Annotated in this window: 21 protein-coding genes; 8 read left to right on the top strand and 13 right to left on the bottom strand. The window is 61.3% G+C overall.

Translation table 11 applies throughout. The annotated features are described in order from the left end of the window. Positions 1-230: 230 nt before the first annotated feature. Positions 231-1991 (top strand): cation:proton antiporter, encoded by a 1761-nt coding sequence (locus tag ACEWE8_RS14500; RefSeq protein WP_046786760.1) that lies wholly within the window; start codon positions 231-233, stop codon positions 1989-1991. A gap of 96 nt (positions 1992-2087) precedes the next feature. Here the strand turns inward: ACEWE8_RS14500 and ACEWE8_RS14495 are convergent, their stop codons facing one another. The 4 genes from ACEWE8_RS14495 to zwf all read right to left on the bottom strand — a co-directional run bounded on the left by ACEWE8_RS14495 (position 2088) and on the right by zwf (position 7314). Further along, complete coding sequence (locus tag ACEWE8_RS14495) at positions 2088-2495, bottom strand: SMI1/KNR4 family protein (RefSeq protein ID WP_046786759.1); 408 nt, start codon at positions 2493-2495, stop codon at positions 2088-2090. 114 nt (positions 2496-2609) lie between these two features. Beyond that, on the bottom strand, positions 2610-3464 hold the full coding sequence (locus ACEWE8_RS14490) for a Tim44 domain-containing protein (protein ID WP_012316883.1): 855 nt from the start codon (positions 3462-3464) through the stop codon (positions 2610-2612). Positions 3465-3584: 120 nt separating this feature from the next. After that, entirely contained in the window at positions 3585-5774 is a 2190-nt protein-coding gene (gene uvrD / locus ACEWE8_RS14485) for a DNA helicase II (RefSeq protein WP_046786758.1), read from the bottom strand. Between the two features lie 97 nt (positions 5775-5871). Then, positions 5872-7314 carry a glucose-6-phosphate dehydrogenase gene (gene zwf / locus ACEWE8_RS14480; RefSeq protein ID WP_046786757.1) on the bottom strand — a complete coding sequence of 481 codons (1443 nt, stop codon included), beginning with the start codon at positions 7312-7314 and terminating at the stop codon, positions 5872-5874. Positions 7315-7417: 103 nt separating this feature from the next. Between zwf and hexR the strand changes: the two genes are divergently transcribed. Together hexR and ACEWE8_RS14470 are read left to right on the top strand one after the other, a co-directional pair. After that, entirely contained in the window at positions 7418-8284 is an 867-nt protein-coding gene (hexR, locus tag ACEWE8_RS14475) for a transcriptional regulator HexR (protein WP_012316879.1), read from the top strand. Positions 8285-8397: 113 nt separating this feature from the next. Then, positions 8398-8616 carry a PA3496 family putative envelope integrity protein gene (locus ACEWE8_RS14470; protein ID WP_080952139.1) on the top strand — a complete coding sequence of 73 codons (219 nt, stop codon included), beginning with the start codon at positions 8398-8400 and terminating at the stop codon, positions 8614-8616. On the opposite strand, the gene ACEWE8_RS14465 is transcribed toward ACEWE8_RS14470, so the two are convergent. Next, positions 8558-9505 carry a LysR family transcriptional regulator gene (locus tag ACEWE8_RS14465; protein ID WP_177433161.1) on the bottom strand — a complete coding sequence of 316 codons (948 nt, stop codon included), beginning with the start codon at positions 9503-9505 and terminating at the stop codon, positions 8558-8560. The two genes, ACEWE8_RS14470 and ACEWE8_RS14465, sit on opposite strands and share 59 nt — an antisense overlap. A gap of 205 nt (positions 9506-9710) precedes the next feature. Between ACEWE8_RS14465 and ACEWE8_RS14460 the strand changes: the two genes are divergently transcribed. Further along, positions 9711-11126: an acetyl-CoA carboxylase biotin carboxylase subunit gene (locus ACEWE8_RS14460; RefSeq protein ID WP_046786755.1), complete on the top strand. Its 1416-nt coding sequence runs from the start codon at positions 9711-9713 to the stop codon at positions 11124-11126. Positions 11127-11224: 98 nt separating this feature from the next. Continuing rightward, the gene (gene oadA / locus ACEWE8_RS14455) at positions 11225-13033 is read left to right on the top strand and encodes a sodium-extruding oxaloacetate decarboxylase subunit alpha (RefSeq protein ID WP_046786754.1); all 1809 of its coding nucleotides are present in this window, start codon (positions 11225-11227) and stop codon (positions 13031-13033) included. Between the two features lie 123 nt (positions 13034-13156). On the opposite strand, the gene ACEWE8_RS14450 is transcribed toward oadA, so the two are convergent. Then, positions 13157-13978 (bottom strand): amino acid ABC transporter permease, encoded by an 822-nt coding sequence (locus tag ACEWE8_RS14450; protein ID WP_046786753.1) that lies wholly within the window; start codon positions 13976-13978, stop codon positions 13157-13159. After that, the gene (locus ACEWE8_RS14445; protein ID WP_039604255.1) at positions 13975-14796 is read right to left on the bottom strand and encodes an ABC transporter substrate-binding protein; all 822 of its coding nucleotides are present in this window, start codon (positions 14794-14796) and stop codon (positions 13975-13977) included. Before ACEWE8_RS14445 ends, ACEWE8_RS14450 begins: the two co-directional genes overlap by 4 nt. Before the next feature lie 106 nt (positions 14797-14902). On the opposite strand from ACEWE8_RS14445, the gene ACEWE8_RS14440 reads away from it, so the two are divergent. Then, the gene (locus tag ACEWE8_RS14440; protein ID WP_046786752.1) at positions 14903-15802 is read left to right on the top strand and encodes a homocysteine S-methyltransferase family protein; all 900 of its coding nucleotides are present in this window, start codon (positions 14903-14905) and stop codon (positions 15800-15802) included. Between the two features lie 3 nt (positions 15803-15805). Here the strand turns inward: ACEWE8_RS14440 and ACEWE8_RS14435 are convergent, their stop codons facing one another. From ACEWE8_RS14435 to ACEWE8_RS14425, 3 genes are read right to left on the bottom strand one after another with little or no spacing between them, the layout of a single operon-like run. Beyond that, complete coding sequence (locus ACEWE8_RS14435) at positions 15806-16480, bottom strand: GNAT family N-acetyltransferase (protein WP_046786751.1); 675 nt, start codon at positions 16478-16480, stop codon at positions 15806-15808. A gap of 14 nt (positions 16481-16494) precedes the next feature. Then, on the bottom strand, positions 16495-16941 hold the full coding sequence (locus ACEWE8_RS14430) for a GNAT family N-acetyltransferase (protein WP_046786750.1): 447 nt from the start codon (positions 16939-16941) through the stop codon (positions 16495-16497). A gap of 12 nt (positions 16942-16953) precedes the next feature. Beyond that, entirely contained in the window at positions 16954-17583 is a 630-nt protein-coding gene (locus ACEWE8_RS14425) for an FMN-binding negative transcriptional regulator (RefSeq protein ID WP_046786749.1), read from the bottom strand. An 89-nt stretch (positions 17584-17672) separates the two neighbouring features. Here ACEWE8_RS14425 and ACEWE8_RS14420 point away from each other — a divergent pair, with 89 nt between their 5' ends. After that, positions 17673-19199, top strand: a complete 1527-nt coding sequence (locus ACEWE8_RS14420; protein WP_046786748.1) for a PLP-dependent aminotransferase family protein — start codon at positions 17673-17675, stop codon at positions 19197-19199. A 96-nt stretch (positions 19200-19295) separates the two neighbouring features. Here ACEWE8_RS14420 and ACEWE8_RS14415 read toward each other — a convergent pair whose 3' ends face one another. The 3 genes from ACEWE8_RS14415 to ACEWE8_RS14405 all read right to left on the bottom strand — a co-directional run bounded on the left by ACEWE8_RS14415 (position 19296) and on the right by ACEWE8_RS14405 (position 21809). Further along, entirely contained in the window at positions 19296-20066 is a 771-nt protein-coding gene (locus tag ACEWE8_RS14415) for a MetQ/NlpA family ABC transporter substrate-binding protein (protein ID WP_012316868.1), read from the bottom strand. Positions 20067-20130: 64 nt separating this feature from the next. Further along, positions 20131-20802, bottom strand: a complete 672-nt coding sequence (locus ACEWE8_RS14410; RefSeq protein ID WP_039603885.1) for a methionine ABC transporter permease — start codon at positions 20800-20802, stop codon at positions 20131-20133. Continuing rightward, positions 20802-21809: a methionine ABC transporter ATP-binding protein gene (locus ACEWE8_RS14405; protein ID WP_046786747.1), complete on the bottom strand. Its 1008-nt coding sequence runs from the start codon at positions 21807-21809 to the stop codon at positions 20802-20804. The genes ACEWE8_RS14410 and ACEWE8_RS14405 overlap by 1 nt, the downstream gene beginning before the upstream one ends. 226 nt (positions 21810-22035) lie before the next feature. Here ACEWE8_RS14405 and katE point away from each other — a divergent pair, with 226 nt between their 5' ends. Further along, the gene (gene katE / locus ACEWE8_RS14400; RefSeq protein WP_115273178.1) at positions 22036-24180 is read left to right on the top strand and encodes a catalase HPII; all 2145 of its coding nucleotides are present in this window, start codon (positions 22036-22038) and stop codon (positions 24178-24180) included. Positions 24181-24183: the final 3 nt, after the last annotated feature.

The raw sequence follows: 24183 nt of genomic DNA, 5'->3' as shown, positions 1-24183 counted from the left end.
ACGTCGACAGAAGCGCCGTCGTCACGCCGATCATGCCATCAGGGGCCGTTGAACGGCCGATCTGTTTCCACATATTGCATCGGCATTATGCGGTTGGGTGCGATGTTAACCTGAGTAAGCCCATGCAACATGGGCCTTCCTGCACTCAATACAGTATGTATTTGCTGCTCGCTCGGGTTTGCCTTGGCAGAGGAGCGGTTTGCCCGGGCAACGAAAAGGAGTATCGCGCCATGCATGCCATCAGCTTCATCCAGGATCTGGCAGTGATCATGCTGGTCGCCGGGGTAGTGACCATCCTCTTTCATCGCTTCAAGCAGCCAGTAGTGCTGGGCTATATCGTTGCCGGTTTCATCATCGGCCCGCACACCCCGCCGTTCGGCCTGATTCACGATGAAGACACCATCAAGACCCTGGCCGAGCTGGGGGTGATCTTCCTGATGTTCTGCCTGGGGCTTGAGTTCAGCCTGCGCAAGCTGTTCAAGGTGGGGGCCACGGCGTTCATTGCAGCGTTTCTGGAAATCGTCCTGATGATCTGGATCGGTTTCGAGATCGGCCGCTGGTTTGGCTGGAGCACCATGGACTCGCTGTTCCTCGGTGCGATCCTGGCGATTTCCTCGACCACCATCATCGTCAAGGCACTCAACGACCTGAAGATGAAAAACGAGCGTTTTGCGCAGCTGATCTTCGGCGTGCTGATCGTCGAGGATATTCTGGGCATCGGCATTATCGCGCTGCTGTCGGGGATTGCGGTCAGCGGTACGGTCAGTTCCGGTGAGGTCTTTTCCACGGTCGGCAAGCTGTCACTGTTCATGATCGTGGCGCTGGTCATCGGCATTTTGCTGGTGCCGCGACTGCTGGCCTACGTGGCGAAATTCGAAAGCAACGAGATGCTGCTGATCACCGTCCTGGGCCTGTGCTTCGGCTTCTGCCTGCTGGTGGTCAAACTCGAGTACAGCATGGTGCTGGGGGCTTTCCTGATCGGTGCGATCATGGCCGAATCCCGCCAGTTGCTGAAGATCGAACGGCTGATCGAGCCGGTACGTGACTTGTTCAGCGCCATATTCTTCGTCGCCATTGGCTTGATGATCGACCCGAACGTGCTGCTCGACTACGCCTGGCCGATTGTGGTGATCACCGTAGCGGTGGTGCTGGGCAAAATGCTGTCCTGCGGCATGGGTGCATTCATTGCCGGCAACGACGGCCGTACCTCGCTGCGCGTGGGCATGGGGCTGTCACAGATCGGCGAGTTCTCTTTCATCATTGCGGCCTTGGGCATGACGCTGCAGGTTACCAGTGACTTCCTCTACCCGGTTGCGGTGGCTGTTTCGGCCATCACCACGTTGCTCACGCCCTATCTCATCCGCGCTGCGGACCCGCTGTCGCTGAAGCTGGGCAAGGTGATGCCGAGCCGGCTGTCGCGCGTGCTGTCGCTGTATGGCGAATGGCTGCGCAGTATCCAGCCGCAGGGTGAAAGCGCGATGCTGGCCGCGATGATCCGGCGCATCCTGCTGCAGGTGGGTGTCAACCTGGCGCTGGTGATCGCGATTTTCTTCAGCGGCGGCTATTTCGCTGTACGTATCGGTACTTGGCTCAGTGAATGGGTGAGCGATGTCAGCCAGCAAAAGGCGATAATCTGGGGCGCGGCGCTGTTGTTGTCGCTGCCCTTCCTTATCGCTGCCTATCGCAAGCTCAAAGCGTTGTCGATGCTGTTGGCGGAGATGGGTGTCAAACCGGAAATGGCAGGGCGCCATACCCAGCGCGTTCGCCGTGTAGTGGCCGAAGTGATCCCGCTGCTGTCACTGCTGGTCATCTTCCTGCTGCTGTCGGCGTTGTCGGCAAGCATCCTGCCGACCAACGAATTGCTGCTGATCATTGCCGTGGTGGCCGCAATAGTGGTGGCGGTGCTGTGGCGCTGGTTCATCCGTGTGCATTCGCGGATGCAGATCGCCCTGCTGGAGACGCTGGAAAACAGCCGGGAAAACACGCACTGAGCGGGAGGGTATCTGCGCTGGATTCCACCATTGTCGGAGTGGACGGAGCGGTAACGATGTCGCCAGGCGCTTAAAGCCTGGCGACCGTGCAAGTCATCAGCTTTCCAGCCAGACGTCCCGTGCCCAGTGCCAGACCGATTCCCAGCTGTCTTCACCAACCCCTTCCTCGTCGGCATCCCACAACACCACCGTGCCGTCTTCCTCGACGCAGTAGAAATTGTCGCCGTCCTGGCACAGCGGGATCAGGTCACGCGGTACTCCAGCATCCCAGGCATTGGCGGCCACGTCGGGCAGGTAGGTATGTGACTGGGGATCGGTGACGGTGACCGGTTCCAGGGAGCCGTACACCACGTCGCTGACGGTCAAGAGGAATTCTTTGAATACGAACGGAATGTTGATGAACAGTTGTTCCTCGATCTCGACCAGTTGGTCCTCGTCGGGAAGCTCCAGGGGCACCGGTACCGGTTCATTGGCTTCACGGAGTTGTTCGATCACTTCTTCCACGGTTCATTTCCTCCAACCTTGATGACATCGCTGCGCGTTATACCCTAGTAGGGCGGTCTGGCAAAAGCAAAAACCCCGGGGCTAGCCCGGGGTTTTTTGTGCAACGTGCGACGGTTAACCGTTTTGGCGGATACCGGCGACCAGCCAAGGCTGGTTCTCGCCCGGGGCACGAACCATGTGCCAGCTTTCGCTGAAAGGTTCGCCCTGGTCGAAGCGCGAGGTCTTCGACACGCCACGGAAGGTCAGGGTGGCGTCGGTGCGGTCGGCACGATCGTCGACACCGTCCAGTTGCACATCGAGATTATCGATGTAGGTAGCCTGGAAACCATCACCCAGATCAGCACGCTCACGCTTGAGGAACTCGAGCATCTGCGGGGTGACGAACTCGGCGATCTTGTCCATCTCGTTGGCATCCCAGTGCTGCTGCAGCGACTGGAAGTGGCTACGGGCTGCGGCCAGGAAGCTCTGCTCGTTGAACCAGGCCGGGGCGTTGATGACCGGCGCGGCTGGCGCTGCAGGTGCAGCCGAACCACCGAAGATCGACGGCTGGGCAGGCTGGCCGTGGGCTTCACGCTGGAACGGTGCGTGGCCCGGAGCGGCCATCTGCGGCTGCTGCTGGCGGCGCCGTGCGGCGATGAAGCGGAACACCAGGAACGCGATCAGGGCGACGATCAGGAAGTCCATGATCTGTAGGCCCTCGAAGCCGTCACCCATGAACATGGACGCCAGCAGGCCACCGGCGGCGAGGCCGGCCAGTGGGCCCAGCCAGCGCGAAGCACCGCTGGCGGCGGCCGGTGCACGGCCAGGAGCGGTCGGTGCAGCGGCGGGCGTGGTTGGCGTAGCCTGGCGGGTCTGGTGGATAGGCGCGGAGCCCGAGCTCTTGCCGCCGCCGAAGCGCTTGGCGTTGGCGTCCAGGCTCAGCGTCAGGCCGACGCAAAGCGCCAGTGCGATGCTAAGAAAACGTTGCATAAATGGGATTTCCCCTGTTGTGGATTGCACGCGCGTCATGTTGCACAGGTTCCTGTGCACATGACCAGCGACATAATGTTTCCAGCTTTTGCCTAAATATTTCAGCGCGCCCCACAGGCTTCAGATAGCTTCGAGCTTGGCATAGCCAAGCATCAGCCACTTGCTGCCTTCGGCAAAGTTCACCTGCACACGCGCCTGTGCGCCGGAACCCTCGAAGTTGAGGATCACGCCTTCACCGAATACCGAATGTTGTACCCGCTGGCCCAGATTGAAAGCGGTCTGCGGAATGTTGGCATTGGCGAACAGGCTGCTCGCGCTGGTGCTCTTGGCGCCGCCGAACGGGCGGCTGACGCTGTTCGAAAGACGCACTTCCTGAACCAGGCCAGGCGGAATTTCACGTACGAATCGTGAGACCTTGTTGTAGGTCTCACTGCCATACAGGCGACGCGTTTCGGCATAGGTCATAAATAGCTGGCGCATGGCGCGGGTAATGCCCACGTACGCCAGGCGGCGCTCTTCTTCCAGGCGGCCTGGCTCTTCCAGGCTCATCTTGTGCGGGAACAGGCCTTCTTCCATGCCCACCAAGAAGACGTAGGGGAATTCCAGGCCCTTGGCGCTGTGCAACGTCATCAGCTGAATGCTGTCTTCGTGCTCGTCAGCCTGGGCCTCGCCGGCTTCAAGCGAAGCATGGCCGAGGAAGGCCGACAGCGGCGAAAGGTCGGCGTCATCGTCAGTGGTTTCGAAGTTGCGAGCGGCGCTGACCAGTTCCTCAAGGTTTTCTACCCGTGCCTGGCCCTTTTCACCCTTTTCTTCCTGGTGATAGATGATCAGGCCAGACTGCTCGATGACCGTCTGCGTCATGGTATGCAGGGGCATGTCCGCGACTTTGCCAGCCAGGCTCTCGATCAGCTCGATGAAAGCGCCCAATGCACTGGCGGCCCGGCCTTTGAGTGCCTTGGCTGCCAGCAACTGGCACATGGCGCCCCACATCGACAACTGACCGTGGCGCGCATGTTCGCGGATGGCCTCGACGGTTTTTTCACCGATGCCACGCGGCGGCACATTGATTACCCGTTCGAGCGCGGCGTCGTTGCCACGGCCTTCCATCAAGCGCAGGTAAGCTATGGCGTTCTTGATCTCGGCGCGCTCGAAGAAGCGCTGCCCACCATAGATGCGGTAGGGGATGCGCTCGCGCAGCAGCGCTTCTTCCAGCACGCGCGACTGGGCGTTGGAGCGATAAAGAATGGCGATGTCGCTGCGCGAATTGCCTTGCTTGATCAGGCTCTCGATGGTCTCGACCACGTAGCGCGCTTCGTCATGCTCGTTGTAAGCCGCATAAAGGGTCAGAGGCTCGCCTTCGCCCAGGTCGGTCCACAGCTCTTTGCCCAGGCGCCCGCTGTTGTTTGCGATCAGCGCGTTGGCGGCTTTGAGGATGCCGCCGGTGGAGCGGTAGTTCTGCTCCAGGCGGATCATCTCGGCATCAGGGAAGTCAGCCGTGTACTGGTGAATGTTTTCAATCTTGGCGCCGCGCCAGCCGTAAATCGACTGGTCGTCGTCGCCCACGGCCATCAGGCTGCCGCCGCCCTTGCCAGCCAGCAGGCGCAGCCAGGCGTACTGCACGGCGTTGGTGTCCTGGAACTCGTCCACCAGCAGGTGACGGAAGCGCCGCTGGTAGTGTTCGAGCAGGCCCGGGTGGTCGCGCCACAGGTCCAGGGCCCGCAGCAGGAGCTCGGAGAAGTCGATCACCCCGGCGCGTTCGCAGGCCTGCTCGTAGGCCACGTAGATGCTGCGCATGGTCCCCAGGAACAGGTCGCCACCGGGCTGGATATGCTGTGGGCGCAGGCCTTCGTCCTTCTGCCCATTGATGAACCACTGGGCCTGGCGCGCGGGCCAGCGCTGCTCATCGAGGCCAAGCTCACGGATCACCCGCTTGACCAGGCGCTGCTGATCATCACTGTCGAGGATCTGGAAGTTCTGCACCAGACGGGCTTCCTGCCAGTGAGCGCGCAACAACCGATGCGCCAGGCCGTGGAAGGTGCCCACCCACATGCCGGCCGGGTTGATGCCCAGCAATTGCTCGATGCGCTGGCGCATCTCGGCGGCGGCCTTGTTGGTGAAGGTCACCGACAGGATCGAGTGCGGCGAGGCCTGTTCGACCTGGATCAGCCAGGCGATGCGGTGCACCAGCACGCGGGTTTTACCGGAACCGGCGCCAGCAAGCACCAGCTGACGCCCGAGCGTGGCCGCGACGGCCTGGCGTTGGGCATCGTTGAGGGAGTTCAGCAGGAGGGAGAGGTCATCTGTGTGCATCCGCCCATTCTAGGGGCAGGCCGGTTACGGGGCAAACGCCTACTGTATAAATATTCACCCTGCCGCGCCGCCGCCCATCGTTGCGTGGCGTACCTCTTCAGCCATGCCAGTGCCTGCCGTGCCTGGCCAACAGGCTGTTGGCCTGGTCTGGGCCATTGCTGCCGGCCGCATAATGGCGGGGGGCCTGAAAATGCTCCTCCCAACCCTTGATGATCGGGTCGACCCAAGCCCAGGCGGCTTCCACCTCGTCACGCCGCATGAACAGCGTCGAATCACCTTCCAGCACGTCCAGCAGCAGGCGTTCATAGGCTTCCCAGCGACGCGTCTGGCCGAACACCTGCGCCAGGTTGAGGTCAAGGTCCACCGGCTCCAGGCGCATGCCTTTGCCGGGGCTTTTGGTCATCATGCGCAAGCTGATGCGCTCGTCGGGCTGTAGCCGGATCAACAGCTGGTTGACCTGGCCACCGTTGAACAGCTCGTGGGGGACGGGCTTGAACTGGATGACGATCTGCGACGAGCGTCGTGCCATGCGTTTGCCGGTGCGCAGATAGAAAGGCACGCCAGCCCAGCGCCAATTGTCGATGTGGGCGTGGACGGCGACGAAGGTTTCGGTGTCGCTGTCATTGTCCACGTCCTTCTCGAAGTAGTAGGCGGGCACTTCCTGGCCGCCGATGTGCCCGGCACCGTACTGACCGCGCACGGTCTTGTCCTGAACGTCCTGGCCGGTGATTGGCTTGAGGGCGCGCAGAATCTTGACCTTCTCGTCGCGTACCGCCTCGGCCTCGAACTGCGCAGGCGGCTCCATGGCTACCAGGCACAGCAGCTGCAGCAGGTGGTTCTGCAGCATGTCGCGGGTGGCCCCGGACCGATCGTAGTAGCCGCCTCGGTTTTCTACGCCGAGGGTTTCACAGACGCTGATCTGCACGTGATCGACCTGCCCGTTGCGCCACACCGGTTCAAGCAGCGCATTGGCGAAACGCAGAGCCATGAGGTTCTGCACGGTCTCCTTGCCCAGGTAGTGGTCGATGCGAAACACCTGAGATTCCTCGAACACCGCGCCGATCGCTTCGTTGATGGCGGTGGCCGACTCCAGCGAATGGCCAATCGGCTTTTCCAGCACGATGCGCGCCTCATGGTCGGCCAGGCCCGCCACCCGTAGGTGGTTGGCAATCGGCACGAACAGATTGGGCGCGGTGGCCAGGTAATAGATGCGGGTCAGCCCGCCAGGCTCGCCGAGGTAGCGCGCCAGGCGCCCGAAGTCGGCACTTTGCGCGGCGTCCATGGGAAAGTAGTCCAGGCGTGCGCAAAAGCGTTGCCACACTTCTTCGTCGAAATCACTCCGGGCGATCTGCACTCGGCAATGGCGTTCGGCGAGCTTCAGGTACTCGTTGCGCGACAGGTTGCGCCGGGCCAGGGCAATGATGCGCACGGCAATGTTCAGGCGTGCCTCGCGATACAGGTGATAGAGCGCCGGCAGCAGTTTGTGCAGGGCCAGATCGCCAGTGCCGCCGAACACCAGAATGTCGCAAGGAATAGTCAAACCACCACTCTCCACGTTCGTTTAACTGGGCGGGTTGGCGTCCATGTAGTATAACTACAAGAAAGCTACATCCCGGCCAGCCGATCATAACCGAGTCCAGCCCGTGAATCTGTTGCAACATATCGCCCAATCGCGCCACCTGCTGCGCAAATCGGAACTGAAAGTGGCCGACCACGTGCTGCTGGACCCGGCTGCCGTCATGCACAGCTCGATGGCGGACCTTGCACACAGCGTGGGTATCAGCGAGCCGACCATCGTGCGGTTCTGCCGGGCGATCGGCTGTTCAGGTTTTCAGGACCTCAAGCTCAAGCTGGCGCAGAGCCTGGCTGCCGGCGCCAGCTTCGGGCAGTTCGCCATCCATGAGGACGACTCGGTTGCCGATTACAGCCTGAAGATTTTCGACACTACCTTGCACACCCTGATGGAAGTGCGCGAGCACCTTGACCCGCACGCGTTGCAACAGGCGGTGAGTGCCATGGCGCAGGCGCAACGTGTGGAGTTCTATGGCTTTGGTGCATCCGGCGCGGTTGCTGCAGACGCGCAGCACAAGTTTTTCCGCTTGTTGCTCAGTGCCGCCGCGTACTCCGACCCGCACATGCAGGCCATGTCGGCGGTCACCCTCAAGCCGGGTGACGTGGCGGTATGCATTTCCCAGTCCGGGCGCTCCAAGGACCTTTTGATCACCGCCAACCTGGTGCGTGAGAGCGGCGCCAACCTGATCACCCTGTGCCCCAGCCAGACCCCACTGGCCGAGCTTTCGACCGTCAACCTGGCGATCGATGTGCACGAAGACACTGAAATCTACACCCCGCTGACCTCGCGTATCGCCCACCTGGTAGTGATCGATGTGCTGGCCATGGGCGTGGCCATGGCCCGCGGGCCGAGCCTGGTCAATCACCTCAAGAGTGTGAAGCGCAGCTTGCGCAGCCTGCGGTTGTCGCCCAAGTCGATCAAGGCGATGGATGACTGATCGGCAATTGCGGAAGAATCTGCAAATTTCATCGATTTGTCACCAATCCTCAGCAAAACGGTAAAGCGCTCGAGCCAGTCTGAAACTCCCCGCACTCGATCAGGGAGACAGGCATGGCTCGTGATTTCGATGGCTCTTACCTACCTAGCGCCAAGGCTCGCAAACAGCAGGAAAAAGATCAGCGCCGCATGGAGTACCGCCGTGCGATCGAAAGCTACTGCGACCAACGTCAACTGCTGCGCGACCTTGCAGACTACCCGGAGCTGCAAGCCCTCACGGTGTGGCAGACTTCAGCGGCAGCTTCCCCGAAAAGCGCTCAACAAGCGCGCTGATCAGCGCACGTTCGCTGCGAATGAAAGCCAGAAAGGCCAAGGCTACCGGTGACTGCCGCTTGGCCTTGGCCTGCACCACACACCAGCTGCGGTACAGCGGTAGTTCCTCCACTGGCAATTCCTTGAGCACGCCCATGGCCAGCTCCATGTTCACTGCATGGCGGGTCAGCAGGGCGATACCAAGGCCGGCGATGACGCATTCGCGCTGGGCATCGGCCGACGCTACCTCCAGCGTCTGGGTGAAGTGCACACGCTTGTCCTTGAAGTACTCCTCGCAGGCTTTGCGCGTCCCTGAGCCCTGTTCACGGACCAGCAGTGTATGAGGCTCCAGGTCCTGCAGGCGCAACTGCTCCAGTTTGCACAACGCATGGTCCGGCGGCGCCACGGCGATGATCGGGTTGTTGAGAAACGGCAGGAACTCCAGGCCCATGTCCTGCGGCACCATGGACATGATGATCAGGTCGTCGCGGTTGTCGGAAAGGCGCCGAATCGCCTGGGCGCGGTTGACCACGGTAAGGGTCAGGTTGACCTCCGGGTGACGTTGCTTGAAGGCGGCGAACAGGTGTGGGACGAAGTATTTGGCGCTGGATTCGATCGCCAGTTTCAGTTGCCCTTGCAGTGAGCCCTGCATGTCGGAAAGCTGCATGTCGAGGCTTTCCAGGCGCCCGAAGATGTCCCGGCTGGCGCGCTGCAGCGCCTCGGCGGCTTCGGTCAGGTAAAGTTTCTTGCCGACGTATTCGAACAGCGGCTGCCCTACCAGCTCTTCCAGCTGACGAATTTGTAGACTAACGGCGGGTTGCGTCAGCGCCATCTCCTCGGCGGCGCGGCTGTATGAGCGCAAATCGCACACCTCATTGAAGACCTGCAACTGACGCAAAGTCATACGCATCAAGGACTTACGCATTTTTATTCTAGGCTCCGGTAAAACCTTGTTACCTAACTATAAGCTTTTGCTAATATAGTCTCTAACAAATATTGATTTTTGTTTATCGACCTACAGCGCTAGGGTGAATGTGCGACTGGCCAGCGACGCTTGGTCACGCGCCGACCGGTAGAACCGGCTCGACTGTTCCTACGGCTTTGGGAAGACTCCAGTGATAAAAAAAATCCTGATCGCCAACCGGGGTGAAATCGCAGTCCGCATCGTGCGTGCCTGCGCCGAGATGGGCATTCGCTCTGTCGCGATCTATTCCGACGCCGACCGTCACGCCTTGCACGTCAAGCGCGCTGACGAGGCCTACAGCATTGGTGCCGAGCCGCTGGCTGGTTACCTGAACCCGCGCAAGCTGGTGAATCTTGCTGTGGAAACCGGCTGTGATGCCCTGCACCCGGGCTACGGTTTCCTGTCGGAAAACGCGGAGCTGGCAGAGATCTGCGCCGAGCGCGGTATCAAGTTCATCGGCCCGGCCGCCGACGTCATTCGCCGCATGGGCGACAAGACCGAAGCGCGCCGCACCATGATTCAGGCCGGCGTGCCCGTTACCCCAGGCACCGAAGGCAACGTTGCCGACATCCACGAAGCCCTGAGCGAAGGCGAGCGTATCGGTTACCCAGTGATGCTCAAGGCCACCTCCGGCGGTGGCGGCCGGGGCATTCGCCGGTGCAACAGCCGTGAAGAGCTGGAGCAGAACTTCCCCCGCGTCATCTCCGAAGCTACCAAGGCCTTCGGTTCAGCGGAAGTGTTCCTGGAAAAGTGCATCGTCAACCCCAAGCATATCGAGGCACAGATCCTGGGCGACAGCTTCGGCAATGTGGTGCACCTGTTCGAGCGTGACTGCTCGATCCAGCGCCGCAACCAGAAGCTCATCGAAATTGCCCCAAGCCCCCAGCTCACCCCCGAACAGCGTGCCTACATCGGTGACCTGGCGGTCCGGGCAGCCAAGGCTGTGAACTACGAGAACGCCGGTACTGTGGAGTTCCTGCTCGCCGATGGCGAGGTGTACTTCATGGAAATGAACACCCGTGTGCAGGTCGAGCACACCATCACCGAAGAAATCACCGGTATCGACGTGGTCCGCGAGCAGATCCGCATCGCCTCGGGCCTGCCGCTGTCGGTCAAGCAGGAAGACATTCAGCACCGCGGCTACGCGTTGCAGTTCCGCATCAACGCCGAAGACCCGAAGAACAACTTCCTGCCCAGTTTCGGCAAGATCACCCGTTACTACGCCCCTGGCGGCCCGGGTGTGCGCACCGATACAGCGATCTACACCGGTTACACCATCCCACCGTTCTATGACTCCATGTGCCTGAAACTGGTGGTGTGGGCGTTGACCTGGGAAGAAGCCATGGACCGTGGCCTGCGGGCCCTGGACGACATGCGCGTGCAAGGGGTGAAGACCACCGCCGCGTACTACCAGGAAATCCTGCGCAATCCGGAATTCCGTAGCGGCCAGTTCAACACCAGCTTCGTCGAAAGCCACCCTGAACTGACCAACTACTCGATCAAGCGCAAACCCGAAGAGCTGGCCCTGGCCATCGCCGCCGCCATCGCTGCCCACGCAGGCCTATGAATGCAGCTGCAAGCTGTGAGCGACCCGCTGCAAGTTGAAGCGAATCGGCTTTTTCTTGCGGCTCGTAGCTTCAAGCTTGTCGCCATGAGGAGATAAGAATGTCCAAGAAGATCTTTGTTACCGACACAATCCTGCGTGACGCCCACCAGTCCCTGCTGGCTACCCGCATGCGGACCGAAGACATGCTGCCGATCTGCGACAAGCTCGACAAGGTCGGCTACTGGTCGCTGGAAGTGTGGGGCGGCGCCACTTTCGATGCTTGCGTGCGCTTTCTCAAGGAAGACCCGTGGGAGCGCCTGCGCAAACTGCGCAATGCGCTGCCCAATACCCGCCTGCAGATGCTTCTGCGCGGGCAGAACTTGCTGGGCTACCGCCACTACAGCGATGACGTGGTCAAGGCGTTCGTCGCCAAGGCGGCGGTCAACGGTATCGACGTGTTCCGCATCTTCGACGCAATGAACGACGTGCGTAACCTGCGCGTGGCCATCGAGGCGGTGAAGGCTGCCGGTAAGCACGCCCAAGGCACCATCGCTTACACCACCAGCCCGGTGCATACCATCGAAGCCTTCGTGAACCAGGCCAAGCAGATGGAAGCCATGGGTTGCGACTCGGTGGCGATCAAGGACATGGCTGGCCTTTTGACCCCGTATGCCACCGGCGAGCTGGTCAAGGCGCTGAAGGCCGAGCAGTCGCTGCCTGTGTTCATTCATTCCCACGATACTGCCGGCCTGGCCGCCATGTGCCAGCTCAAGGCTGTGGAAAACGGTGCTGACCATATCGACACCGCCATCTCCAGCTTTGCCTGGGGGACCAGCCACCCGGGTACCGAATCGATGGTCGCCGCGCTAAAGGGCAGCGAGTTCGACACCGGTCTGGACCTGGAACTGCTGCAGGAAATCGGCCTGTACTTCTATGCCGTGCGCAAGAAGTACCACCAGTTCGAAAGCGAGTTCACTGCGGTGGACACCCGCGTACAGGTCAACCAGGTGCCAGGCGGGATGATTTCCAACCTTGCCAACCAGCTCAAGGAGCAGGGCGCGCTCAACCGCATGAACGAAGTGCTGGCCGAGATCCCGCGGGTGCGAGAAGACCTTGGCTTCCCACCTCTGGTGACCCCGACCTCGCAGATCGTCGGTACCCAGGCGTTCTTCAACGTACTGGCCGGCGAACGCTACAAGACCATCACCAACGAAGTGAAGCTGTACCTGCAAGGCGGTTACGGCAAGGCGCCTGGCGTGGTCAACGAGCAACTGCGCCGCCAGGCGATCGGCAGCGAAGACGTGATCGATGTGCGCCCGGCCGATCTTCTCAAGCCGGAAATGGCCAAACTGCGTGCCGACATCGGCGCCTTGGCGCACAGCGAGGAAGATGTGCTTACCTTCGCCATGTTCCCGGACATTGGCCGTAAGTTCCTCGAAGAGCGTGAAGCCGGCACCCTGACCCCCGAAGCGCTGCTGCCGATCCCGGAAGCCGGTGCGGTCGCCGCCCCGGGGGGTGAAGGTGTGCCGACCGAGTTCGTCATCGACGTGCACGGTGAAACCTACCGCGTCGACATCACCGGCGTTGGCGTCAAGGCCGAAGGCAAGCGCCACTTCTACCTGTCGATCGACGGCATGCCGGAAGAAGTGGTGTTCGAGCCCCTCAACGAGTTTGTCGGCGGCGGCAGCAGCAAGCGCAAGCAGGCCAGCGCGCCAGGCCACGTCAGCACTACCATGCCGGGCAACATCGTCGATGTGCTGGTCAAGGAAGGCGACACAGTCAAGGCCGGCCAGGCAGTGCTGATCACCGAAGCGATGAAGATGGAAACCGAAGTGCAGGCGGCCATCGCCGGCAAGGTCGTTGCCATCCACGTGGCCAAGGGCGATCGCGTGACGCCGGGTGAGATCCTGATCGAGATCGAGGGCTGACATAAGCCCTCATCTACAAGCGGTTAACCTCTGGGGAGCGGATGCTCCCCTTTTTTTGGGTGGTTGTCAGGCCCCTTGCGATGCGGGCGGCGCTAGCTCAAATACCCCTCGGTTGCGCTGGACCTAGCGCTGATAGCCCTTGCCAAAATGCCGCTCCAGCCTGGCCTGGGCCAGTTCGAGCAGGATCGACAGCACCCAGTAGATCACTGCAGCTGTCGTCAGCATCTCCAGGTAGCGATAGCTTGAGCGCCCATACGACTGGGCCAGGAACATCACTTCCCAGACACCCATCACCGAAATCAGCGACGAGTCCTTGAGCATCGAGATGAACTGGTTGGCGCTCGGCGGGATGATGGTGCGCATTGCCTGGGGCAGGGTGATGTGCCAGAAGATCGCCACCGGGCGCATGCCCAGGGCGAGCGCTGCCTGGCGCTGGCCCAAGGCAACGCCAATGATGCCGGCTCGGAAGATTTCGCTCAGGTAAGCGCCATAGTTTAGCGACAGGGCGATGATGCCCGCTGCGATTGCACCTGGCACCAGGCCTACTTGGGGCAAGCCGAGGTAGATCAACAGGATCTGGATCAGCAGCGGCGTGCCGCGGAAGAACGAGGTGTAGAAGCTGGCCACGCCGAACAGCAGCGCACTCTTCGACAACCGTGCCAGGGCGGCGGCAAAGCCCAACAGCACCGACACCACCATAGAGCACAAGCACAGGAACAGGGTCAGCGCAGCGCCCTGCAGGAAGCCATTGGGGCCCAGCTTGAAGCCTGCCAGGTTGGGGAACTTCTCGACGATGATCGAGAATTTCAGATCAAAGCTGAGAAAGAAACCCACGAACAGCAACAGCAGTACCAGCCACGTCAGGTACAGACGGGTGCGAAAGCCGAACAGGCGTGAACCCGTCGCGGAGGCGACGGGCTTGGGTGCAGGTTGATGGGCGCTCATTTACTGATGTCGGCGCCGATCCACTTCTGCGACAGCTTGGCCAGCGTGCCATCGGCCTTCAGCTCGGCGAACACTTGCCGCAGCTTGGCGTCCCACTCTGGATCGCCTTTCTCGATGGCGACTGAGTTGGGCTCTTCGTAAAGCGGCGCGCCTGCCAGTTTGAAGCGCTTGTCCTGGGCCAGGCGTGGCTGCGCGGTCACCAAGTTGGTCAGGATCGCATCCAGGCGCACGCCTGCACCCAGGCCGAGGTCCTGGAAGGCGACGTTGTCGGTGTCATAGGGGGCAATCTGGACGAAGTCGAAGGGGTACTCGATCTTCTTGTCTTCCGCGCCTTCGATAACCAAGTTCTTGTTCAGGTAGCTCTCATAGCTGGATGCGCTGGTCAGGCCGACCTTGAGGCCGTCGAGGTCCTTGGCCGTGTGAATCCGCTCATCCTTGGCGTTGACCACGATCACCGCAGGCGAGGCGTAGTATTCCACCGGGAAGTCGAACACCTCGGCGCGGGCCTTGCTTGGCGTCATCGAACAGATGCACAGGTCGTAGCGACCACTCCAGCGGCCCGCAGCAATGACATCCCAGGAGGGTGTTTCCAGTCGCAGCTTTACGCCGAGCTTGGCCGCGACCGCCTTGGCCACATCGACGTCAAAACCATCGAGCTGGTTCTGTTCATTGAGGAAGGAGAACGGCGGGTAGCTCTCCATCAGTACGTTGACGACTTCCTTGCGCGACTCGACGCGGTCCAGTGTGGCACCGGCAAAGGCTGCAGAGGTGGCGCTCAGGGCCAGAAGGCCTGCGCAAATCAAGGAAGGCAAACGCATGAAGACACCTGGAAAAAGTTGTTAAAAAATCAGATTTCGATACTTAATAGTTATAAGTTTAAAGCCACCAGTGAATATTATTCATATCAATATAAGCGGAAGTTATATGGGCGATCGGACGTTGGAAATTCTTGATGGCGGTATGGGTCGGGAGCTGCAGCGCCGAGGCGCGCCGTTCCGCCAGCCGGAGTGGTCGGCACTTGCACTGAGCGAAGCGCCGGAAGCCGTAGTGGCGGTGCATGCGGCCTATATCGAAGCCGGTGCTGGGGTGATCACCAGCAACAGTTATGCAGTGGTGCCGTTCCATATTGGTGAAGACCGCTTCGCTGATGAAGGCTTCGCCTTGGCCGCCACCGCTGGTCAGCTGGCACGTACTGCGGCGGATGCCAGCCCACGGCCAGTGCGAGTCGCTGGCTCATTGCCTCCGCTGTTCGGCTCCTACCGCCCTGACCTGTTCGAGCCACAGCGCGTGTCCGAGGTATTGCTCCCACTCGTGGTGGGCCTGGCACCGTATGTCGATCTGTGGCTGGCCGAAACCCAGAGTGCGATCGCAGAAGTGCAGGCAATTGCCGGCCAGTTGCCAGCAGATGGCAAGCCGTTGTGGGTATCGTTCACCTTGCAGGATGAAGAGGTCGGCGACGTACCGCAGCTGCGTTCTGGTGAAAGTGTGACCGCAGCTGCCGAAGCAGTAGCAACGCTGGGCGTCAAAGCCATGCTGTTCAACTGCAGCCAGCCGGAAGTGATCGGTGCTGCCATCGACGCTGCGCGCGAAGTGTTCGAGCGCCTGGGTGTGGATATCGCCATCGGAGCCTACGCTAACGCCTTCCCGCCGCAACCCAAGGACGCCACCGCCAACGATGGCCTGGATGAGCTGCGCGAAGACCTCGACCCGCCGGGTTACCTGAGCTGGGCCCAGGATTGGCGCCAGCGCGGCGCCAGCTTGCTCGGCGGATGCTGTGGCATCGGGCCAGAGCACATCGCTGAGCTCAAGCGTAACCTGAGCTGAGCCTCAGCCCTGCTCCCGGCAGGCTTCCAGCGTTTTCGACTGACCCTCGTGGCGCTGGTTGTCGGCACTCAGCCAGCGCTCGAAAGCGGCCGCCACTGCAGGCCACTCTTGATCGGTAATCGAGTACCAGGCCGTGTCGCGGTTCTGGCCCTTGATCACCATGTGATTGCGGAACACACCCTCGTAGATGAAGCCAAAGCGCTCCGCTGCGCGCTTGGAGCGGGCATTGGCGTTGTTGCACTTCCATTCCAGTCGGCGATTACCCAGTTCAAAACCGAGCTTGCCCAGCAGGTATACCGCCTCGGTGCCCTTGGGGGTGCGTTGCATGGCTGCGCCAAAGGCAATATGGCCGATCTCGATGCGACCATGGGCAGGCACCATCGACATCAGGCTCAGAATGCCTTGTACCTGGCCGCTGCTGCGGTCGATGACGCTGTAAAACAGCGGATCGCGGCTGGCGGCATTGTCTGCAAGCCATTGATCGAACGGACCGCGCTCGGCAAACGGGCCATAGGGCAGGTAGTCCCACAGTGCTGGGTCGCAGTGCGGACCTTGCAGCACCTCCCAGAGATCGTCCGCATGACCCGCCGGATCGAGCTTCTCCAGGCGGATGAAACGCCCTTCAAGGGGCTCGGCCTGGGGCAGGGCTGCAGGTTGCCAGTTATTGGGTTGACTCATGCGTTGCTCCCGTCTCACAGCGTTTGGCGAAATTGGATGAAGCCGGGTCGCTCGGCGACCTGCTCGTACAAGCCGATGGCGGTAGCGTTGGTTTCATGTGTCAGCCAGTGCACCTTGCAACAGCCGGCCGCTTTGGCACTGGCGTTGACCAGTTCGATCAGTTGCCGGCCAACGCCCAGGCCGCGCTGCTTACCGTCAACGTACAGGTCCTGCAGGTAGCAGGCGTTGGCAATGCTCCAGTTGGTTCGATGATAGATCCAGTTGACCATGCCTACCGCCTTGCCATCGATCCAGGCCAGCGCCGAGTGGGTTGGCTCCTGCGAGTCGAGGATGCGTTGCCATGTCACGGCGCTGACTTCATCGGCCAGTTCGGTTTGATAAAAGCGCAGGTAGGCCTGCCACAGGGGCAGCCACGCGGCGTGGTCGTTGGCGCTGACGGGGCGCAGGATGACGTTGGGCATGGGGCTGTTCCTTCAGGGCGTGCGCATCTGCGCCGCCAGTTGATTGTTTAGCTGATCGGTACTGCTGGCCAACCCTTGGCGTACGCCTTCGATGTCCTGCGCCGAGCGGTTCTGGCTGAGTTTGCGTGCCCCCTGCAGACGTGCGATGGGCAGGCGGAAGCCGACGATGGCGCGGAGCATGCCTTCGATGTAATCGCTGGGTGCATCGGTGACCTTCCATGGGGTGCTGCGTCCTTGCTCGTGCAGGTCGGTCAGGCGGCTGACGATATCCAGCAGGTCGGGGCCGCCCTGCACTACTTCAGCGACGCCGTAGGCATGCACCGCCAAGTAGTTCCAGGTGGGCACAACCTTGGGGTTGTCGAGCTTGCTCGGGTAGTAGCCGGGGCTGACATAAGCGTCAGGGCCGGCGAAAACCAACAAGGCTTCTACACCTTGCTCCAAGGCCTGCCACTGATGGTTGGCACGGGCCAGATGCCCGTAAACGGTGCCCAAGTCACCTTCGCTGGTATCGATCAACACGGGTATGTGACTGGCCAGCAGACCTTGCTCGCCGTGGGTGACCAGCAGGGCCAGGCGGGTTTCCCGCATCTGTTGATGCAGGCGCTCAAGGTTGTGTTCCTGGTGCGGTTTGCTGTTGTACATGGGCGGATCCTTGTCGATTGGCTTCATCGTAGGCAGGCTATTGGTTCAGGTTAAGAGCCATTGGTGATGATTTTGATAGGTCCATTGTGATGAGCGAGCGCCCTTTGGTATTGCCATTCGATCCCGCCGGGATCGTCCTCGATCAACGCCGAGGGTTGAGTCAGCAGCTCTATCAAGCGCTGCGCGCTCGCGTGCTGGATGGGCGCTTGAGCAGCGGCACGCGCCTGCCGTCGACACGAGACCTGGCGGGCATGCTCGCGCTCTCGCGCAACAGCGTGGTGCGTGCCTATGACCAACTGTATGCCGAAGGCTACATAGAAAGCCGGGTTGGAGATGGCACCTATGTTTGCCATCTGCCGAAACTATCCACACAACTGTCCACAGGGTTATCCCATGGCTTATCAACAGGTTTATCCACAAAATGCTCAGAAAGCACTGATGATTTATCCAGATGTGGGCGTTCCAGTGAGCGTTTGGAGCGTCTGAAAAGTAACCATCTGCCATTCCCAAAAGTTGGCCCGCCGCGGGCGTTTCGGGTAGGTGTTCCGGCCTTCGATCTGTTCCCCTTTGAGGTCTGGGCCAAGCTGCAAGCGGGCTTCTGGCGAAATCCCGATCCAGCGCAGCTTGGCTATGGCGACCCGGCGGGCGAGCCGTTACTGCGTGAATTGATCGCTGCGTATCTACGTCGGTCGAGGGGGATGTCGTGCACGGCTGGACAAATTGTGATCACCAGTGGTGCGCAGGAGGCAATAAGTCTTTGTGCACAGTTGTTGTTGCAGCCCGGGGATGAGGTGGCTGTGGAAAACCCCGGGTATCGTGCCGCCGGGCATGCGTTTGCAGTAGCGGGCGGGCGGGTGAGGGGGGTGCCGGTAGATGAAGAGGGCCTCGACTGCGCCAGGCTTGCCCTCGCTGGCGACTGTCGCTTGGTTTACGTCACCCCGGCGCACCAGTACCCGACGGGGGTGACCATGAGCCTGGCCCGGCGCTTGGCGTTGCTGGCCTGGGCCGAGCGCCAGGATGGCTGGATCATCGAAGATGACTATGACGGCGAGTACCGTTACAACGGAGCACCGCTGGCGCCGTTGGCGGCTTTGGACCGGCAAGGGCGGGTGCTGTACGTCGGTACCTTTGGCAAGATCGCTTTCCCAGCGCTGCGCCTTGGCTATTTGGTATTGCCGGCGCGGTTGGTGCAGGCTTTCAGCCAGGGCAGGGCGCTGGCAGTGCGGCATTCCGAGGTGGGAACCCAGTGCGTGATGGCCGAGTTCATGGCCCAGGGGCACTTTCAGCGGCATATACGCCGCATGCGCCGTGCGGCGTTGAGCCGGCGCAATGTGCTGAAGGCAGGGTGGCCTGTGGGCGTGCCAGGGCTTGCGGGGATGCCGGATGTGGCAGCGGGGCTGCATGTGAAAGTCGATGTGGATAACTTTACACGCGAGCAGGAACTGGTGGCCAAGGCCGAGTCGGTGGGAGTGGAAGTGAATCCGCTCAGCAGTTACTGGCTTGAGGACAGCGAGGTGCCTGTGGATAAACGCGCGGGGTTGGTGCTTGGGTTTGCGGCAGTGCCAGAGGGAGAGATTGCTGAGGCGTTGATGCGCTTGCGCAAGGCCTGGAGGTAGGAGGGGCCTGGTGTCGCCAAAGGCCTGCAAAGCAGGCCGACGGTTTTTGCATGCCGATGAAATCCTGGGGCCGCAAAGCGGCCCGGGGATTTCTGATCAGAACGCCGGCACTACAGCGCCTTTGTACTTCTCGGTGATGAACTGCTTCACCTCAGGCGAATGCAGCGCAGCCGCCAGTTTCTTCATGTCTTGCGAGTCCTTGTTGTCCGGGCGGGCAACTAGGATGTTCACGTACGGTGAGTCGCTGCCTTCAATGGCCAGCGCGTCTTTTTCCGGGTTCAGTTTGGCTTCCAGCGCGTAGTTGGTGTTGATCAGGGCAGCATCGACCTGGGTCAGTACACGCGGGATGGTGGCCGCTTCGAGCTCACGGAACTTCACGTTCTTCGGGTTCGCGACAACGTCCTTCACGGTCGACAGGATATTGCTGTTGTCCTTGAGCTTGATCACGCCGGCCTTGTCCAGCAGCAGCAAGGCACGGCCGCCGTTGGTGGCGTCGTTGGGGATGACCACGGTGGCACCGGAAGGCAGTTCGTCGAGCTTCTTGATCTTGGCCGAGTAGACGCCCAGCGGCTCGATGTGCACGCCGGCAACGCTGACCAGGTTGGTGCCCTTGGCCTTGTTGAACTCATCCAGGTACGGCTGGTGCTGGAAGAAGTTGGCATCAAGGCGCTTCTCTGCGACTTGTACGTTCGGCTGGATATAGTCGGTGAACTCTTTCACCTTCAGGTTTACACCCTCTTTTTCCAGCTGCGGTTTGACGAAGTTGAGAATTTCGGCGTGCGGCACCGGGGTGGCGGCGACAGTCAGGTCACCGGCGTGGGCCGAGAACGCCGCGACAGCGGCAGCGACAGCAAGCAGCTTCTTCATGAATCACTCCTTGTGAGGGCCGCGACGGCCCCCGAACGGGTCGGCCGGGCCGACCCCATTGGGGTTACTTACGGGAAAAATGCACGACCAGTTTGTCGCCCACGCTCTGCAGTACTTGAACCAGAACCAGCAGCAGTACCACGGTGACCACCATTACATCGGTCTGGAAACGCTGGTAGCCGAAGCGGATGGCCAGATCGCCCAGGCCGCCAGCGCCGACAACGCCGGCCATGGCGGTGTACGAGACCAGGGTGATGGCGGTGACGGTAATGGCCGCGAAGATGCCCGGGCGGGCCTCCGGCAACAGCGCACTGGTGATGATCTGGCGGGTGGTGGCGCCCATCGACTGGGTGGCCTCGATGATGCCGCGGTCCACTTCACGCAGGGCAGTTTCCACCAGGCGGGCGAAGAACGGCGTGGCACCCACCACCAGCGGCGGGATGGCGCCGGCAACGCCCAGCGAGGTACCGGTGATCAGCACAGTGATCGGGATCATCACGATCAGCAGGATGATGAACGGCAACGAGCGCAGGATGTTGACCACCAGCGACAGCAGCGCATACACGCCCCGCTGTTCGAACATCTGCTTCGGCCCGCAGAGGAACAGCAGCACGCCCAGTGGCAGGCCCAGCAGCACGGTGAAGAACAGCGAGCCGAACAGCATGATCATGGTGTCGATGGTGGCCAGCCAGATTTCGGCCCAGTCGACGTTGGCGAAGAAATTCAGGGCGTCCATCAACGCAGTACCTCCATATGTACGTCAGCTGCCGTGAAGCGGTCGAACGCCGCTTCCATGTCGCCGCCGGTGACGGCCAGGGTCAGCTGCCCATAGGGCACATCCTTGATGCGGTCGATACGCCCGGCGAGGATGCTGTAATCCACCCCGGTTTCGCGGGCCACGGTGCCCAGCAGCGGCGCGTAGGTGGCGTCGCCCTGGAAGGTCAGGCGCACGATGCGGCCTGGCACGTGGGCAAAGTCGTCGCGCTGCTCGCCTTCATCGACCTGCTCGTCTTCCTGGACAAAGCGCTTGGTGGTGGGGTGCTGCGGGTGCAGGAACACGTCGGCCACCGAGCCTTGCTCGACGATATGGCCGGCGTCCATCACCGCTACGCGGTCGCAGACACGGCGGATCACGTCCATCTCGTGGGTGATCAGCACGATGGTCAGCTTCAGCTCACGGTTGATCTCGGCCAGCAACTGCAGCACCGATGCGGTGGTTTGCGGGTCCAGGGCGCTGGTGGCTTCGTCGCACAGCAGGATCTTCGGGTTGGTCGACAGGGCGCGGGCGATGCCGACGCGCTGCTTCTGGCCGCCAGAGAGCTGCGCCGGGTACTTTTTGGCGTGGTCCGACAGGCCCACGCGGGCCAGCAGCCCGGTGACGCGCTTGTCGATTTCGGCCCGCGACAGCCCGCCCGCCAGCGTCAGCGGCAGGGCGACATTGTCGGCGACGGTCTTGGAGGCCAGCAGGTTGAAGTGCTGGAAGATCATCCCGACTTGCTGGCGGAAGCCGCGCAGCTGGTTGGCGTTGAAGGCGGTAACGTCTTCGCCGTCGACGATGATCTTCCCGCCAGAGGGCTCTTCCAGCCGGTTGATCAGGCGCAGCATGGTGCTTTTGCCTGCGCCGGAATGGCCGATCAGGCCGAACACCTGGCCGTCTTCGATGGTCAGGCTGGTTGGGTTCAGAGCGGGGATTTCCCTACCGGCGACGCGGTAGGTCTTGTGTACATGTTGGAACTCGATCACGTAGCGAACCTTGTGGGGCGCATGGAATTTGGGTCAGCGGTTGGCTGGGGTGGCGCATTTTAGCCTTTTCCAATAGTTGTTCTTAGCATTTATTTCGTAATGGACCAATCCATCAGGCATAACGCGACAACTGGTAATCCCGATTGAACGCTCGCCAAAGCCCTCTAGTCACTACTGGAACGAGCCCGCAGAGGGCAAGCCTGAAGACTGATGAGGAGAGCCGACCATGACCAGCAAGAAAACGGACGCGCCCAAGCACAGTGAGGCCGCCGGCACGCAAACCCCCGACCGCGCCAACACCAACGCCAAGCTGCAGAGCCTGGAGGCGTTTCGCAGCGATGCCACTGGCCAGGCCTTGCGTACCAACCAGGGTGTGAAGGTAGCCGACAACCAGAACAGCCTGAAGGCTGGTGCTCGTGGGCCATCGCTGCTCGAAGACTTCATCATGCGCGAGAAGATCACCCACTTTGACCATGAGCGCATTCCCGAGCGTATCGTCCACGCCCGAGGTACCGGTGCCCACGGCTACTTCCAGAGCTACGGCAACCATAGCGAACTGACCAAGGCCGGTTTCCTCCAGGACCCCGAAAAGATAACCCCGGTCTTCGTGCGCTTCTCCACCGTGCAAGGCCCGCGCGGGTCGGGTGACACGGTGCGCGACGTGCGTGGCTTTGCTGTGAAGTTCTACACCGATGAGGGCAATTTTGACCTCGTTGGCAACAACATGCCGGTATTTTTCATTCAGGATGCCATCAAGTTTCCCGACTTCGTGCATGCGGTCAAACCTGAGCCGCACAATGAAATGCCCACGGGCGGTTCAGCCCACGACACGTTCTGGGATTTTGTCTCGCTGGTGCCTGAGTCGGCGCACATGGTCATCTGGGCGATGTCCGACCGAGCCATCCCGCGGAGCCTGCGGATGATGGAAGGCTTTGGCGTGCATACTTTCCGCCTGATCAATGCCCAAGGCGTGGCCAGCTTCGTCAAGTTCCACTGGAAGCCACGCCAGGGTGTGCATTCGGTACTGTGGGACGAAGCCCAGAAGCTGGCAGGCAAGGACACCGACTACCATCGCCGCGATCTGTGGGACGCGATCGAGACGGGTGATTACCCCGAGTGGGAACTGGGCGTGCAGATCGTCCCAGAGGCCGATGAGCACAAGTTTGATTTCGACCTGCTCGACCCGACCAAACTGATCCCCGAGGAACTGGTACCAGTGACGCCGCTCGGCAAGATGGTGCTCAACCGCAACCCGGACAACTTCTTCGCCGAGACCGAGCAGGTCGCTTTCTGCCCTGGCCATATCGTGCCGGGCATCGACTTCAGCAACGACCCGCTGCTACAGGGCCGGCTCTTCTCCTATACCGACACACAGATCAGCCGCCTTGGCGGCCCGAACTTCCACGAGATCCCGATCAACCGGCCGGTAGCGCCGAACCACAGCAGCCAGCGCGACGCCATGCACCGCATGACCATCGACAAGGGCCGTGCTTCCTACGAGCCCAACTCGATCGATGGCGGCTGGCCGCGGGAAACGCCGCCGGCGGCGCAGGATGGTGGCTTCGAGAGCTATCAGGAGCGCATCGAGGCACACAAGATCCGCCAGCGCAGCGAGTCGTTCGGCGATCATTTCTCGCAGGCGCGGCTGTTCTTCCAGAGCATGAGCCCGACCGAGCAGCAGCACATCATCAAGGCCTACAGCTTCGAGTTGGGCAAGGTGGAGCGCGAAGCAATCCGCGCGCGTGAGGTCAATGAGATCCTGGCCAATATCGACCTGAAGCTGGCAGCGGCTGTGGCGGCCAACCTCGGCTTGCCGGCGCCCAAGCAGGGCACGGTTCAGGTCAAAGGTAGCAAGCTTGCGCAGTCCAAGGCTTTGAGCCAGATGAACCACCCTGGAGATGTGGGCATCAAGGGACGCAAGATTGCCGTTGTGGTCGCCGATGGCGTGGACGCCGCGAGCGTCGACAGGCTGGTCAAGGCGCTCGAAGCACAAAGCGCGCGGCCCATGCTGCTGGGGCCATCCTCGGCGCCGGTGAAGAGCGCCGATGGCAAGCAATTGCCGGTGGATGCTTCGATCGAGGGTATGCCGTCGATCATGTTCGACGGGATAGTGGTGCCGGGAGGCAAGGCTTCAATCGATGCCTTGAGCGGCAGTGGTGTGGCCAAGCACTTCCTGCTCGAGGGTTACAAGCATTTGAAGGCGATCGTGTTGGCCAAAGAGGCCAAAGCGTTGCTGGGCAGCTTGGGCCTGAAGGAGGACAAAGGCTTGTTGCTTGGGGATGATCAGAAGGCAGTGGATGCCTTCGTCAAAGCCGTGGAAGGGCATCGGGTCTGGGAGCGGGAGGCGGCTGCAGAGGCGATCCCTGCGTAAGAC

It is taken from the genome of Pseudomonas sp. TR47, from assembly GCF_044143025.1.
GTDB lineage: Bacteria > Pseudomonadota > Gammaproteobacteria > Pseudomonadales > Pseudomonadaceae > Aquipseudomonas > Aquipseudomonas putida_E.
Note: the sequence above shows the minus strand (reverse complement) of the source record. Positions and strands in the feature narration are given on the sequence as shown.

Coding starts and splice junctions, on each gene's coding strand:
- ACEWE8_RS14430 (WP_046786750.1), bottom strand. CDS start 16,941: ATGCCCAACGTCATCCTGCGCCCCGTCAGCGCCAACGACCACGCCGCG.
- katE (WP_115273178.1), top strand. CDS start 22,036: ATGACCAGCAAGAAAACGGACGCGCCCAAGCACAGTGAGGCCGCCGGC.
- ACEWE8_RS14470 (WP_080952139.1), top strand. CDS start 8,398: ATGGCTCGTGATTTCGATGGCTCTTACCTACCTAGCGCCAAGGCTCGC.
- ACEWE8_RS14440 (WP_046786752.1), top strand. CDS start 14,903: ATGGGCGATCGGACGTTGGAAATTCTTGATGGCGGTATGGGTCGGGAG.
- oadA (WP_046786754.1), top strand. CDS start 11,225: ATGTCCAAGAAGATCTTTGTTACCGACACAATCCTGCGTGACGCCCAC.
- ACEWE8_RS14410 (WP_039603885.1), bottom strand. CDS start 20,802: ATGGACGCCCTGAATTTCTTCGCCAACGTCGACTGGGCCGAAATCTGG.
- ACEWE8_RS14500 (WP_046786760.1), top strand. CDS start 231: ATGCATGCCATCAGCTTCATCCAGGATCTGGCAGTGATCATGCTGGTC.
- ACEWE8_RS14450 (WP_046786753.1), bottom strand. CDS start 13,978: ATGAGCGCCCATCAACCTGCACCCAAGCCCGTCGCCTCCGCGACGGGT.
- ACEWE8_RS14425 (WP_046786749.1), bottom strand. CDS start 17,583: ATGTACAACAGCAAACCGCACCAGGAACACAACCTTGAGCGCCTGCAT.
- ACEWE8_RS14435 (WP_046786751.1), bottom strand. CDS start 16,480: ATGAGTCAACCCAATAACTGGCAACCTGCAGCCCTGCCCCAGGCCGAG.
- ACEWE8_RS14420 (WP_046786748.1), top strand. CDS start 17,673: ATGAGCGAGCGCCCTTTGGTATTGCCATTCGATCCCGCCGGGATCGTC.
- ACEWE8_RS14465 (WP_177433161.1), bottom strand. CDS start 9,505: ATGCGTATGACTTTGCGTCAGTTGCAGGTCTTCAATGAGGTGTGCGAT.
- uvrD (WP_046786758.1), bottom strand. CDS start 5,774: ATGCACACAGATGACCTCTCCCTCCTGCTGAACTCCCTCAACGATGCC.
- ACEWE8_RS14445 (WP_039604255.1), bottom strand. CDS start 14,796: ATGCGTTTGCCTTCCTTGATTTGCGCAGGCCTTCTGGCCCTGAGCGCC.
- ACEWE8_RS14490 (WP_012316883.1), bottom strand. CDS start 3,464: ATGCAACGTTTTCTTAGCATCGCACTGGCGCTTTGCGTCGGCCTGACG.
- ACEWE8_RS14415 (WP_012316868.1), bottom strand. CDS start 20,066: ATGAAGAAGCTGCTTGCTGTCGCTGCCGCTGTCGCGGCGTTCTCGGCC.